The 13952-nt window shown below is 70.6% G+C and carries 7 protein-coding genes and 1 pseudogene; 6 read left to right on the top strand and 2 right to left on the bottom strand.

The annotated features are described in order from the left end of the window. The first annotated feature begins 17 nt into the window (after positions 1-17). The 6 genes from ABNT58_RS24780 (at position 18) to ABNT58_RS24755 (ending at position 12218) form a co-directional block, all read left to right on the top strand. Positions 18-2552, top strand: coding sequence for a DNA internalization-related competence protein ComEC/Rec2 (locus ABNT58_RS24780; RefSeq protein WP_348756053.1), 2535 nt, complete (start codon positions 18-20; stop codon positions 2550-2552). Positions 2553-2599: 47 nt separating this feature from the next. Next, positions 2600-6157, top strand: a complete 3558-nt coding sequence (locus ABNT58_RS24775; RefSeq protein WP_348756052.1) for a transglutaminase family protein — start codon at positions 2600-2602, stop codon at positions 6155-6157. Positions 6158-6202: 45 nt separating this feature from the next. After that, positions 6203-8758 carry a circularly permuted type 2 ATP-grasp protein gene (locus ABNT58_RS24770; protein WP_348756051.1) on the top strand — a complete coding sequence of 852 codons (2556 nt, stop codon included), beginning with the start codon at positions 6203-6205 and terminating at the stop codon, positions 8756-8758. Between the two features lie 16 nt (positions 8759-8774). Next, the gene (locus tag ABNT58_RS24765; RefSeq protein ID WP_348756050.1) at positions 8775-9740 is read left to right on the top strand and encodes a transglutaminase family protein; all 966 of its coding nucleotides are present in this window, start codon (positions 8775-8777) and stop codon (positions 9738-9740) included. 64 nt (positions 9741-9804) lie between these two features. Next, on the top strand, positions 9805-11241 hold the full coding sequence (locus tag ABNT58_RS24760; protein ID WP_348756049.1) for a circularly permuted type 2 ATP-grasp protein: 1437 nt from the start codon (positions 9805-9807) through the stop codon (positions 11239-11241). 17 nt (positions 11242-11258) lie between these two features. Further along, complete coding sequence (locus ABNT58_RS24755; RefSeq protein ID WP_348756048.1) at positions 11259-12218, top strand: alpha-E domain-containing protein; 960 nt, start codon at positions 11259-11261, stop codon at positions 12216-12218. Positions 12219-12231: 13 nt separating this feature from the next. Here ABNT58_RS24755 and mltB read toward each other — a convergent pair whose 3' ends face one another. Both mltB and ABNT58_RS24745 read right to left on the bottom strand, forming a co-directional pair. Continuing rightward, positions 12232-13467: a lytic murein transglycosylase B gene (mltB, locus tag ABNT58_RS24750; RefSeq protein ID WP_348756047.1), complete on the bottom strand. Its 1236-nt coding sequence runs from the start codon at positions 13465-13467 to the stop codon at positions 12232-12234. Positions 13468-13474: 7 nt separating this feature from the next. Continuing rightward, a pseudogene (locus ABNT58_RS24745) lies at positions 13475-13952 on the bottom strand (DUF3488 domain-containing protein); the annotation flags it as partial.

Here is a 13952-nt window from a genome sequence, read left to right as displayed (position 1 = left end):
CATGCCACACTGCCCGCATGGGAGGACACACGGCGGGCCTGCAGCTCGCCGGGCTGGTAGTCGCATGGCTCGGCGGCGTGGTGCTGGCCTGCCTGCAGCCTGCCGTGTGGCCCTTGTCCTGGTCCGTGGCCTGCATCGCAGCCGGCTGCCTGGCAGGGCTGTCGAGCGGCGGGTGGGCGTGGCAGGGCCGTCCTGCGCGCTGGTGGTGGCCGCTGGCCATGGCCGGCCTGTGCAGCCTGGGGCTGGGCCTGTCCACCGCGCGTGCCGGCCTTGTGCTGGCCGAAGCCCTGCCACCCGCGCTGGAGAACCAGGATCTGCTGATCGAAGGCACGGTGGCCGACCTGCCGCGCCAGGTGCCGGGCGGCCTGCGCTTCCTGTTCGAGGTGCAGGCCGCCTGGCAGGCCGGCCAGCCGGTGCCGGTGCCTCGGCGCGTGCTGCTGGGCTGGTATGCCGGCCGCGACGAGATCGACGATGCCGGCCCGCCGATGCCGGTGGCCGCCGCCCAGTTGCGCGCGGGGGAGCGCTGGCGCCTGCCGGTGCGGCTGCGCCAGCCGCATGGCGTGATCAATCCGCATGGTTTCGACCGCGAGCTGTGGCTGTTCGAACAAGGCATCCGCGCCACCGGCAGCGTGCGCGGCGCCAGCGCCGCGGCGCCGCAGCGGCTGGCGCCCGCACCGGCAGCGTCGCTGGATGCCTGGCGCCAGCAGGCCCGCGATGCGCTGCTGCAGGAGGTGCCCGATGCCCGCATCGCCGGCGTGCTGGCCGCGCTGGCGCTGGGCGACCAGGCCGCCATCGATGCCGGCGACTGGCGGCTGTTCCGCGACACCGGCGTGGCGCACCTGATGAGCATCAGCGGCCTGCACGTCACCATGCTGGCCTGGCTGGCGGCGGTGGTCATCGGCCGGCTGTGGCGCCGCAGCGCGCGTGCCGTGGCGCTGTGCGCCGCACCCTTGGCGGCGCGCTGCGGCGGGGTGGCGGTGGCCGCCGCCTATGCCGCGTTCGCCGGCTGGGGCGTGCCGGCCCAGCGCACGGTGTGGATGCTGGCCACCGCGGCTGCGCTGGCCCAGGCCGGCCTGCGCTGGCCGGCGCCGCTGGTGCTGCTGGCCGCGGCCGCGGTGGTCACCGCGCTCGACCCCTGGGCGCTGCTGCAGCCGGGCTTCTGGCTGTCTTTCGTGGCCGTGGGGCTGTTGATGGCCTCGGGCAGCGCGGCCCTGCCGCAGCGGCCCGAAGAAGCGGCCGCCGATGGCGGGCCGGACCTGATGCCGCTGCCCGCCGACCCGCCGCAGGGCGCCTGGCCGCGCGTGCGTGCGGCAGCGGTCGGGCTGTGGCGCCAGGCCTGCCAGGCGTCCAGCGGCCTGCTGCGTGCGCAGGCACTGGCCACGCTGGGGCTGGCGCCGCTCACGCTGGTCATCTTCCAGCAGATCTCGCTGGTGGGCTTCGTGGCCAACCTGCTGGCCATTCCGTGGGTCACGCTGGTGGTCACGCCGCTGGCCTTGGCCGGGTTGCTGCTGCCGCCGCTGTGGCTGTTGGCGGCCGCGGCCATGCAGGGGCTGGCGTGGCTGCTGCAGGCGCTGCAGGGCTGGCCGGGCGCGGTGTTCACCGTGGCGGCGGCGCCCGCCTGGGCGCAGGCAGCCGGCCTGGCCGGCGGCCTGCTGCTGGTGATGCGCCTGCCCTGGCGGCTGCGCGTGCTGGGCCTGCCGCTGGTGCTGCCGCTGCTGTGGCCGCCGCAGCAGCGCCCGGCCGAAGGCGGCCTGGAAGTGGTGGCCGCCGACATCGGTCAGGGCACCGCGGTGCTGGTGCGCACGCGCAGGCACCTGCTGGTGTTCGACACCGGGCCCAGCTACGGCACCGGCCCGGCGCAGTCTGACAACGACGCCGGTGCCCGTGTGCTGCTGCCGCTGCTGCAGGCCCGGGGCGAGCGGCGCATCGACCTGCTGGTGCTGAGCCACCGCGACAGCGACCACGTGGGCGGCGCCGCCTCGCTGATGGCCGGGCTGCCGGTGGCGGCGCTGCTCAGCTCGCTGGAAGACGGCCATCCGCTGCTGGCCGGCCCGCAGCCGCAGCAGCGCTGCACCGCCGGCCAGCATTGGACCTGGGACGGCGTGCAGTTCGAGGTGCTGCATCCCAGCGCAGAGTCGTACGGGCTGGCGCTCAAGTCCAATGCGCGCAGCTGCGTGCTGCAGGTGGTGGACGCCGCCGGCCGCAGCCTGCTGCTGACTGGCGACATCGAGGCCGCCCAGGAAGCCCAGCTGGTGGCCCGGCTGGGCCCGCGCCTGCGCAGCCAGGTGCTGGTGGTGCCGCACCACGGCAGCCGCACTTCGTCCACGCCGGCCTGGCTGCAGGCGGTGGCGCCGCAGGTGGCGGTGGTGCAGGCGGGCTACCTCAACCGCTTCGGTCATCCGCATCCGGCGGTGCTGGCGCGCTACACCGATGCCGGCATTGCGCTGGTGCGCAGCGATACTTGCGGCGCCTGGACCTGGCGTGACGGCGCCATGTCCTGCGAACGTCAGTCGTCGCCGCAGTTTTGGCGTCGGTTTCCGCCATCGCCTTGATGGCGTGGAAGTTGCATCGCACCCGAAGTCGAAAAAAGGAACTGTTCGTGGCCATTCACGTCGCCCTCAACCACGTCACGCGCTACCGCTACGACCGTCGCGTCAGCCTGTCTCCCCAAGTCGTCCGCCTGCGGCCCGCGCCGCACTGCCGCACCCCCATCCTGAGCTACTCGCTGCGCGTGGAGCCGGTGCAGCACTTCAACAACTGGCAGCAGGACCCCTTCGCCAACTACCTGGCCCGCCTGGTCTTCCCCGAGAAAACCACCGAATTCACCATCACGGTCGACCTGGTCGCCGAGATGGCGGTCTACAACCCGTTCGACTTTTTCCTTGAACCCGAGGCCGAGAACTTCCCGTTCAAGTACGCCCCCGGCACCGAGCACGACCTGGCGCCCTACCTGTCCAAGTGCGAGCTGTCGCCGCGCTTCAAGGCCCTGGTCGACAGCATCCCGCGCACCGAGCAGCGCACCATCGACTTCCTGGTGGGCATCAACCAGCGGCTGCAGAACGACATCCGCTACCTGGTGCGCCTGGAGCCCGGCGTGCAAACGCCCGAAGAAACGCTGACGCTGGGCAGCGGCTCCTGCCGCGACACCGGCTGGCTGCTGGTGCAGGTGCTGCGCCACATGGGCCTGGCCGCGCGCTTCGTCTCGGGCTACCTCATCCAGCTCAAGCCCGACGTCAAGTCGCTCGACGGCCCCAGCGGCACCGAAGTCGACTTCACCGACCTGCATGCCTGGTGCGAAGTGTTCCTGCCCGGCGCCGGCTGGATCGGCCTGGACCCCACCTCCGGCCTGCTGGCCGGCGAGGGTCACATTCCCGTGGCCTGCACCCCTGAGCCTTCCAGCGCCGCCCCGGTGGAAGGCGCGGTGGACGAGTGCGAGGTGACCTTCGAGCACCACATGCATATCACGCGCATCTACGAGTCGCCGCGCGTGACCATGCCCTACACCGACGACCAGTGGCAGCAGGTGCTGGCGCTGGGCCACCAGGTGGACAGCCAGCTGGTGCAGGACGACGTGCGCCTGACCATGGGCGGTGAGCCCACCTTCGTCAGCGTCGACGACCGCGACGGCGCCGAATGGAACACCGACGCGCTGGGCCCCACCAAGCGTGGCCTGGCCCAGGGCCTGACCCACAAGCTACGCGACCGCTACGGCGCCGGTGGCTTCCTGCACTTCGGCCAGGGCAAGTGGTACCCGGGCGAGCAGCTGCCGCGCTGGGCGCTGTCGATCTGCTGGCGCGCCGATGGCGAGCCCTGCTGGCAAGACCCTTCGCTGTTCGCCGACGAGCGCGAGCAGCACCACTACACCAGCGACGATGCCAAGGCCTTCATCCACACGCTCACGCGCAAGCTGGGCGTGGAAGACAAGTGGGTGCAGCCGGGCTATGAAGACACCTGGTACTACCTGTGGCGTGAGCGGCGCCTGCCGGTCAACGTCGACCCGTTCGACTCGCGCCTGGGCGACGAGCTGGAGCGCGCCCGCCTGCGCCGCGTGTTCGACCAGGGCCTGGAAAGCGTGGTGGGCTACCTGCTGCCGCTCAAGCCGAACGAAGCGCCGGCCGTCGGCGGTCCGCGCTGGGTCACCGGCCCCTGGTTCTTCCGCGACGAGCGCATGTACCTGGTGCCCGGCGATTCGCCGATGGGCTACCGACTGCCGCTGGATTCGCTGCCCTGGGTGAAGGAAGGCGACTACCCGTACCTGATCGAGCAGGACCCGTTCTCGCCCAAGCCGGCCCTGCCCAGCGCCGCCGCGCTGCGGGCGCAGTACCCGGTGGGCACGGCCGCCACCGGCACAGCCGGTGCGGTGGCCTTCGGCACGCCGGGCGGCGTCACCGCCATCGGCGGCATGTCGCCGGTGGTGCAGGGCTTCCTGCCCGGCGGCTCGCCGTGGGCGCAGGGCGCCGGTGGCGTGGCCGCCCCGGGCCAGGCCGTTGGTGGCCTGGGCGACGGCAGCACCGCGGGCCTGCAGGCCCCGGCCGCGGCCGATGCCCGCTTCCCGCAGCGCTTCGAGTCGGCCGGCTGGATCACCCGCACCGGCCTGTGCGTGGAAGTGCGCGACCCGATGCGTGCCAACGGCCCCAAGGCCGAGGCCCTGGCCAAGCAAAAGAGCGGTGTGCTCTACGTCTTCATGCCGCCGCTGGCCGCGCTGGAAGACTACCTGGAGCTGCTGGTGGCCGTGGAGGCCACCGCCACCGAGCTGGGCGTGAAGATCGTGCTGGAAGGCTACCCGCCGCCGCGCGACCCGCGCCTGAAGATGCTGCAGGTCACGCCCGACCCGGGCGTGATCGAGGTCAACATCCACCCGGCCAAGAACTGGGACGAACTGGTGGACCACACCGAGTTCCTGTACCAGGCGGCGCACGAATCGCGCCTGTCCACCGAGAAGTTCATGGTCGACGGCCGCCACACCGGCACCGGCGGTGGCAACCACTTCGTGCTGGGCGGCGCCACGCCGGGCGACAGCCCCTTCCTGCGCCGGCCCGACCTGCTGCCCAGCCTGCTGACCTTCTGGCACAACCACCCCAGCCTGAGCTACCTGTTCTCGGGCCTGTTCATCGGCCCCACCAGCCAGTCGCCGCGCATCGACGAAGCGCGTGACGACCAGGTCTACGAGGCCGAGATCGCGATGAAGGAGATCGAGCGGCAGATCGGCCTGTATGGCCAGTGCCCGCCGTGGCTGATCGACCGCATGCTGCGCAACGTGCTGATCGACGTCACGGGCAACACCCACCGGTCGGAGTTCTGCATCGACAAGCTCTACTCGCCCGACGGCCCCACCGGCCGGCTGGGCCTGCTGGAGCTGCGCGCCTTCGAGATGCCGCCGCATGCCCGCATGAGCCTGGTGCAGCAGCTGCTGCTGCGCGCGTTGGTGTCGTGGTTCTGGAAGCAGCCCTACAAGGGCAACGGCACCACGCGGCTCACGCGCTGGGGCACCGGCCTGCACGACCGCTTCCTGCTGCCCACCTTCGTGAAGATGGACTTCGACGACGTGATCGCCGAACTCAACCACGCGGGTTTCGCCTTCGATGCGCAGTGGTTCGCGCCGCACCTGGAGTTCCGCTTCCCGCTGGTGGGCCATGTGGCCACGCAAGGCATCGAGCTGACGCTGCGCAACGCGCTGGAGCCCTGGCACGTGATGGGCGAAGAGGGCGCCATCGGCGGCACGGTGCGCTACGTCGATTCGTCGCTGGAGCGGCTGGAAGTCAAGGTCACCGGCCTCAACGACAACCGCCACGTCATCACCGCCAACGGCCAGGCGGTGCCGCTGCAGCCCACCGGCCGCATCGGCGAGTTCGTCTGCGGCGTGCGCTACCGCGCGTGGCAGCCGCCTTCGGCGCTGCACCCCACCATCGGCGTGCATGCACCGCTCACCTTCGACATCGTGGACAACTGGCTGGGCCGCTCCATCGGCGGCTGCCGCTACCACGTGGCGCATCCGGGCGGCCGCAACTACGACACCTTCCCGATCAATGCGTACGAGGCCGAAAGCCGCCGGCTGGCGCGTTTCTTCGCCGCCGGCCACACACCGGGCGCGATGAAGGTGGTGCCGGCGCAGCCGAGCCGGGAATTCCCATTCACGCTCGACCTGCGCCTGGGGTAACGTCGCGGGCTTGTGCCGTGAACTGATAAAAGTGTGAGCGACCCGTTGCCTTTCGATTCCGCCCCGACACCCGCGTCGGGGCTGCTGGCACAGCTCGACCTGCCCGAACCCGACAGCTTCGATGAACTGCGCGACGCCGCCGGCCACCTGCGGCCGGCGTGGCGCCGGTTCTTCGACTGGCTGCCGGCGGGCGAAACCCCGGCCGGCTTCGACAAGCGGCTGGAGCTGATCGCCCAGCAGATCAAGGTCGACGGCGTCACCCACAACATCCACGATGCCGATGGCACGGCCGCGCGACCCTGGTCGCTCGAGCTGCTGCCCATGCTCATCGAGCCGGCCGACTGGGCGGTGATCGAGCGGGGCGTGTCGCAGCGCGCGCTGCTGCTCGACACGATGATGGCCGACGTGTACGGCGAGCAGACGCTGCTGCGCGAGTCGCTGCTGCCACCCAGCCTGCTGTACCGCCACCCGGGCTACCTGCGGCCGCTGCACGGCGTGCGGCCGCCGGGCGGCGTGCACCTGCACATCGCCGCGTTTGATCTGGCCCGCGGGGCCGACGGCCACTGGTGGGTGATCTCGCAGCGCACGCAAGGCCCCTCGGGCCTGGGCTATGTGCTGCACAACCGGCTCATCATCTCGCGGGTGTTCCCCGAGGCTTTCCGCGAGATGCGGGTGCAGCACATCGCCTCCAGCTACCGGCGCCTGCTCGACACGGTGGAAGCGCAGGCGCGCCAGATCGCCGGTGGCTCGCCGCGGGTGGTGCTGCTCACCTCGGGCCCTTACAACGAAACCTACTTCGAGCATGCCTACCTGGCGCGCTACCTGGGCGTGCCGCTGGTCGAAGGCGGCGACCTGACGGTGCGTGCCGACCGCTTGTACCTGCGCACCGTGGCCGGCCTGGAGCCGGTGCATGGCGTGGTGCGCCGGCTGGACGACGACTACTGCGACCCGCTGGAGCTGCGGCCCGATTCCACGCTGGGCATTCCCGGCCTGCTGCAGGCGGTGCGCGCCGGCCATGTGGTGGTGGCCAATGCGCTGGGCAGCGGCTTCCTCGAATCGCCGGCGGTGCAGGGCTTTCTGCCCGCCATCTCGCGCCGGCTGCTGGGGCAGGAGCTGGCCATGCCGTCGCTGCCCTCGTGGTGGTGCGGCGAGGCGGCGGCCTTCAAGGCCGTGCTGCCCACGCTGGCCGAGCGGGTGCTGCGCCCGGCCTTTCCGCACCCCGAGCGCGGCCGTGCCAACGTGCCCGGCGAAGCCGGCGTGGCCGAGTGGATGCGCCGCATCCAGGACGACCCCGACGCCTGGCTGGCGCAGGGCCGGCTGCTGCTGTCGCGCACGCCGATGTGGCGCGGCGGCAAGCCCAGCGCCGGCGCCGCCATGCTGCGCGTGTACGCCATTGCCGACACCGAGCGCCGCTGGCATGTGCTGCCCGGCGGCATGACCCGCGTGGCCACGCGCACGCCGCTGTCGGTGTCGATGCAGCATGGCGGCTCCAGCCTCGACACCTGGGTGCTGACCGACGGCGCGGTGGACACCTTCTCGATGCTGCCGCAGCGGCTCAAGGTCGATGACATCGCCACCCGTCGCCGGCCCGTCAGCAGCCGCACCGCCGAGAACCTGTTCTGGCTGGGCCGCTACACCGAGCGCACCGAGCAGGCGGTGCGCCTGGCGCGCGCCATGCTCAACACCATGGACGCCGACCTCGACCCGCCGGCACCGGTGATGGACGCGCTGTGCCGGCTGGCCATCTTCAACGGCCTGGCGGCCTACGGCACGCCCAGCGCTTCGCGCGCGCCGCAGCTGTTCGAGCGCAGCGTGCTGGCCGCGCTGGCGTCTGGCGCCGCCAAGGCCAAGTCGGGCAGCCGGCCGGCGGTCACCAGCATCGCCAGCCACATCGGCGCGCTGGAGTATTCGGCCAGCGCGCTGCGCGACCGGCTGTCGCCCGAGCAGGTGAACCTGGTGCGCCGCATGGGCGAAGAGTTCAATGCCACCTTCGCCACGCTGGACGACAAGCTGCCCACCGTGGCGCAGGCCATGCCGGCGCTCGACCGGCTGGGCCTGCAGCTGGCCGCCGTCACCGGCGCGCAGACCGACCGCATGACACGCGACCACGGCTGGCGCCTGCTCACCGTCGGCCGGCTGATCGAGCGGCTGGCCGGCATGGCCCACACCCTGCACACGCTGCTCGACGAAGACGCGCTGTGCAGCGCCGTGGGCGTGGACCTGGTGCTCGACCTGTTCGACAGCACGCTCACCTTCCGCTCGCGCTACCAGCGGCATGAAGACCTGCTGGCCCTGGTCGACCTGCTGGTGCTGGACGATGCCAACCCGCGCGCCTTTGCCGGCGTGCTGCGCCGCCTGCGCACCGAGCTGGGCAAGCTGCCCGGCACGCCCAGCGCCATCGACGCGCTGCGTGAGCGGCTGCCGGCCGAAGGCGCCGGCATCACGCTCGACGAGCTGCGCGACCTGGACGACGAAGCCCTGCGTCAGCAGCTGTGCGGCCTGTCCGATCGGCTGCAGCAGGCCGGCGCCCGGCTGTCCGACGACGTCGGCCAGCGTTATTTCGCCCATGCGGAAGGCGGCGATCGCCTGCGCCGGGTCTAGTCGCACGATGAGCCGCATGCCTTCTTCGCCCGGTGTCGCCCTGCAGGTCGAGCACGTCACCCGCTACCACTACGCCGCGCCGGTCGACCTGGCGCAGCACGAAGCCTTTCTGCGGCCGATCGAAGACGAGTTCCAGCGCGTCGAAGGCTTCGAGATGGGTGTGGAGCCCGAGCCGCTGCACCACAGCACCGGCCGCGACCGCTACGGCAACACCCGCACCTTCTTCACCGTCAGCGGCGCGCACCGGCGGCTGGACGTGTGGGCCCGCAGCCGTGTGCGCGCGCTGCCGCGCAACCACGAAGCGCGGCTGGCCGGCACCCAGGCCTGGGAGCAGGTGGCCGCCCGGCTGCGTTATGCGGCGCGTGCGCCTTACGAGCCCGCCTGCGAGTTCGCCGTCGAATCGCCTTACGTACCGCGGCTGCCCGAGTTGTTCGAGTTCGCGAACGAATCGCTGCTACCGGGGCGGCCGATCGGTCTTTGCGCGGTCGACCTGATGCACCGCATCTACCGCGACTTCCGCTACCAGAGCGCCAGCACCACCATCGACACGCCGCTGTCCACGGTGATGCAGGAGCGGCGCGGCGTGTGCCAGGACTTTGCGCACCTGATGATCGGCGCCTTGCGCATGCACGGGCTGGCGGCCCGCTACGTCAGCGGCTACCTGCTGACCACGCCGCCCGGCGCCACCGACGAGCAGGCCGATGGCGAAGAGGCCCTGGTGGCCGCCGCTGCCAGCGTGGGCGCGCCGCGCTTCATCGGCGCCGATGCCTCGCATGCCTGGGTGTCGGTGTGGTGCCCCGAGCCTGAAGGCGACGGCTTCTGGCTGGAGCTGGACCCCACCAACGACATGCTGCCGGCCACCGACCATGTGCGCCTGGCCTATGGCCGCGACTTCGGCGACGTGACGCCGTTGCGCGGCGTGATTCGAGGTGGCGGCGACCATGCGCTGGAGGTCGGCGTCAAAACGGAAAGAGTGGTTTGAAGTGCCCCGCATCGGGGCGATTTGGGCCTGGAAGTTGCTAAAGGTCCGGTAAAGAGGAGATCCCATGAAAACGGCCTACGACGAAATGCAGGTCAACGCCAGCGAGGTCCGCGAGCATTACCGCACCTATCAAAACTGGCTGAAGCAACAACCCAGCGACGTGATGCGCTCACGCCGCGAAGAGGCCGAAGTCATCTTCCGCCGCGTCGGCATCACCTTCGCGGTGTACGGCGCCAAGGACGAAGACGGCTCGGGCACCGAGCGGCTGATTCCTTTCGACCTCATCCCGCGGGTGATTCCCAGCGGCGAATGGCGCGAGATGGAAAAGGGCCTGCGCCAGCGGGTCAATGCGCTCAACCGCTTCCTGTACGACGTCTACCACGACCAGGAAATCATCAAGGCCGGCATCGTGCCGCGTGAGCAGGTCGTCAACAACGCGCAATTCCGGCCCGAGATGATGGGCGTCAACCTGCCGGGCAATGTGTATTCGCACATCTCCGGCATCGACATCGTGCGTGCCGGCAATGCCGATGGCAGTGGCACCTACTACGTGCTGGAAGACAACCTGCGTGTGCCCAGCGGCGTGAGCTACATGCTCGAGAACCGCAAGATGATGATGCGGCTGTTCCCCGAGCTGTTCAGCCAGCACCGCGTGGCGCCGGTGGCCCATTACCCCGACCTGCTGCTCGATACCCTGCGCGCCGTCTCGCCCTCGGGCGTGAACGATCCGGTGGTGGTGGTGCTGTCGCCCGGCATGTACAACAGCGCCTACTTCGAGCATGCCTTCCTGGCCCAGCAGATGGGCGTGGAACTGGTCGAAGGCAAGGACCTGTTCGTCGACGACAACTTCGTGTTCATGCGCACCACGCAGGGCCCCAAGCGGGTGGACGTGGTCTACCGCCGGGTGGACGACGACTTTCTCGACCCCAAGGCCTTCCGCCCCGACTCCACGCTGGGCTGCGCCGGCCTGCTCGACGTCTACCGCAGCGGCAACATCACCTTGTGCAACGCCATCGGCACCGGCGTGGCGGACGACAAGTCCATCTACCCGTACGTGCCCAAGATGATCGAGTTCTACCTCGGTGAAAAGCCCATCCTGCAGAACGTGCCCACCTACCTGGGCCGCGAGTCCGAAGGCCTGAAGTACATGCTCGACCACATGGACCAGCTGGTGGTCAAGGAAGTGCACGGCGCCGGCGGCTACGGCATGTTGATCGGCCCGGCCGCCACCAAGGCCGAGATCGCCGACTTCCGCAAGGTGGTGGAAAGCAACCCCACCAACTACATCGCGCAGCCCACGCTGTCGCTGTCCAGCTGCCCGACCTTCGTCGAGTCGGGCATCGCGCCGCGCCACATCGACCTGCGGCCCTTCGTGCTGTCGGGTAAGACGGTGCAGATGGTGCCGGGCGGCCTCACTCGCGTCGCGCTGAAGGAAGGATCCCTGGTCGTCAATTCGTCGCAAGGCGGCGGCACGAAGGACACCTGGGTGCTGGAAGCCTGAGAGACAGGAGAACAACAATGCTTTCGAGAACCGCCGACCACCTCTACTGGATGGCGCGCTACATGGAGCGTGCCGAGAACACGGCCCGCATGCTGGACGTGAACTACCAGACCTCGCTGCTGCCGCAGTCGGCCGAAGAGGCCGAGCAAGGCTGGCGCGGCCTGCTCAGCATCAGCGAGCTGACCTGGGGCTTCCGCGAGAAGTACCAGGACTTCAGCGCCAAGAACGTCATGGACTTCATGGTGCGCGACGAGTCCAACTTCTCCAGCATCGCCAGTTGCCTGCGCGCGGCCCGCGAGAACGCCCGGGCGGTGCGCGGCGCGCTGACCACCGAGGTCTGGGAAACGCAGAACCAGACCTGGCTGGAGTTCAACCGCATGATCAAGGGCACGGACTTCCACCGTGACCCGAGCGCGCTGTTCGAGTGGGTCAAGTTCCGCTCGCACCTCAGCCGCGGCGTGACGGTGGGCACCATGCTGCAGGACGAGGCGCTGCACTTCCTGCGCATCGGCACCTTCCTGGAACGGGCCGACAACACCGCGCGGTTGCTGGACGTCAAGTTCCAGTCGCTGGCCGGCGACTTCTTCGGCAGCAACGCCAAGGAAGCGCAGGAGGTCGACTTCTACCACTGGAGCGCGGTGCTGCGTTCGGTCTCGGGCTTCGAGGTCTATCGCAAGGTGTACCGCAACGTGATCCGCCCCGAGAAGGTGGCCGAGCTGCTGATCCTGCGTGAAGACATGCCCCGCTCGCTGGTGGCCTGCCTGAACGAGGTGGTGAGCAACCTGCAGATGGTGGCCAACGACCAGAGCCGCGAAACCCTGCGCCGCGCCGGCCGCATCCGCGCCGACCTGATGTACGGCCGCATCGACGAGATCCTGGCGACCGGGCTGCATGCGTACCTGACGCAGTTCCTGGATCGCGTCGGCGACCTGGGTGTGGGCATCAGCCGGGACTTCCTGGTGCCTGTGGCGGCTTGATGTAGCCGGGCGCCTACCGAGCCCCCAGCCGCGCGGCGTTGACCGTGGCGCCCAGGTCGATCACCGCCATCGCGTAGTAGCTCGACCAGTTGTAGCGGGTCACGGCATAGAAGTTGGCGGTGCCGGCCACATAGCTGGGCGCGGCTTCGCCGTTCTGCAGCTCCACCAGGGCCAGCAGGCCTTCGTGGCGGCGGGCGTCTTCGTTGAGCACGGCGCCCAGGTCGGCCATCTGCGTGGCGGTGAACGTGGGCGTGATGTCGGGCGCCAGCAGGGTGGCGCGCTGGGTGGTGTCGGTGGGCACGGCCACCTCGTAGTGGGTGGGCATGCCGCGCTGCCAGCCGTGGTTGGCCAGGTAGTGGGCCACGCTGCCGATGGCGTCCACCGGGCTGTTCAGCAGGTCGATGTGGCCGTCGCCGTCGAAGTCGACCGCATGCCGGTTGATGCTGCCAGGCATGAACTGCGGCAGGCCGATGGCGCCGGCATACGAGCCCTTGACCGTCTGCGGATCGCAGCCGTCGCGGGCACACCAGGCCAGCAGCTCTTCCAGCTCGCCGCGGAAAAACGGCGTGCGGTCCTTGCGCCCGGTCGGGAAGTCGAAGGCCAGCGTGGCCAATGCGTCCAGCACGCGGAAGTTGCCGGTCATGCGGCCGTACAGCGTTTCCACGCCGATGATGCCGACGACGATCTGCGCCGGCACGCCGTACTGCGCCTCGGCCCGCGCCAGCGCGGCTTCATGCTGCTGCCAGAAGCGCAGGCCGGCGTTGATGCGGGTGGGCTCGATAAAGCGGGCGCGGTAGGCCATCCAGCTTTTGGCGGTGCCGGCCGGCGGCGGCATGATGAGCCGCGCCACCGAAGGCAGGTAACGCGCCTGGGCCAGCTGCTGGCGCACCCAGGCGGGGTCGAGCTGGCGGCGCTGGGCCAGGTCGTCGGCAAAGGCCATCACGTCGTCGCGGCGCCCGTAGGTGACGACGTCGGGCGCATCGTCGGCGCGCGCCTTGGCGGTCTTGGACGCCTTGTCCTTGGCGGCTGGCTTGCTGGTGCTGGCGTGGGCCGGCTTCGACGCCGGCTTGCCGGTCGCGGCGCCGGACGCGGTTTTCTTGGCAGGGGCGGCGCCGGTGGCCGGGTTGGCCTGCGTCAGCAGTGGCACCAACAACAGCGGTGCCACCAGCAGCGGCAGGGCCAGGGCGGCGGCTGGCAGCAGCCCGCCCACGGTTCGCCGGGCAGGGCCCGGCCAGGTTCTCAAGGTCATCGGCGCATTATCCCGAGCGGCGTGCGGCGGCCGTGGCGCGCTGGAAGCGGCGCTGCCAGCCGCGGTCGGGGCGCTGGCTGGCGCCGGGCGCATAGCGCAGGGCATCCAGCGCGTCCAGCTCGGTGGCCACGGCCTGGCCGCGCTCGCCCAGCTGGTCGCGCACCCGCTGCGCCAGCGTGCGCGGCCCCTCGAAGGGTCGGGCCGGCACGCCGAGCAGGGCCAGGCGGGCGCGCAGGTCGGCCTGCAACCGCTCCCAGGGGTCGCGGCGCTGGCGGTCCCACAGCGCCCAGCCGGCGCCCAGCAGCGCGGCGCCGCTGGCCAGCCCGATCGTCATCAGCGCCAGGTCTTCCCAGCGCGGCGTCTCGAAGCCTAGCTGCTTGAGCAGGTCGAACTGCTGGCTGCGCGAGTAGTTCAGCACCCACTGGTTCCAGCGGTTGTTCACCCGCTCGTAGGTGCCGCGCCAGCGCTCCAGCAGCGCGGGGCTC

Origin of the sequence: uncultured Aquincola sp., from assembly GCF_964001545.1 — a bacterium.
GTDB lineage: Bacteria > Pseudomonadota > Gammaproteobacteria > Burkholderiales > Burkholderiaceae_C > Aquincola.
Note: the sequence above shows the minus strand (reverse complement) of the source record. Positions and strands in the feature narration are given on the sequence as shown.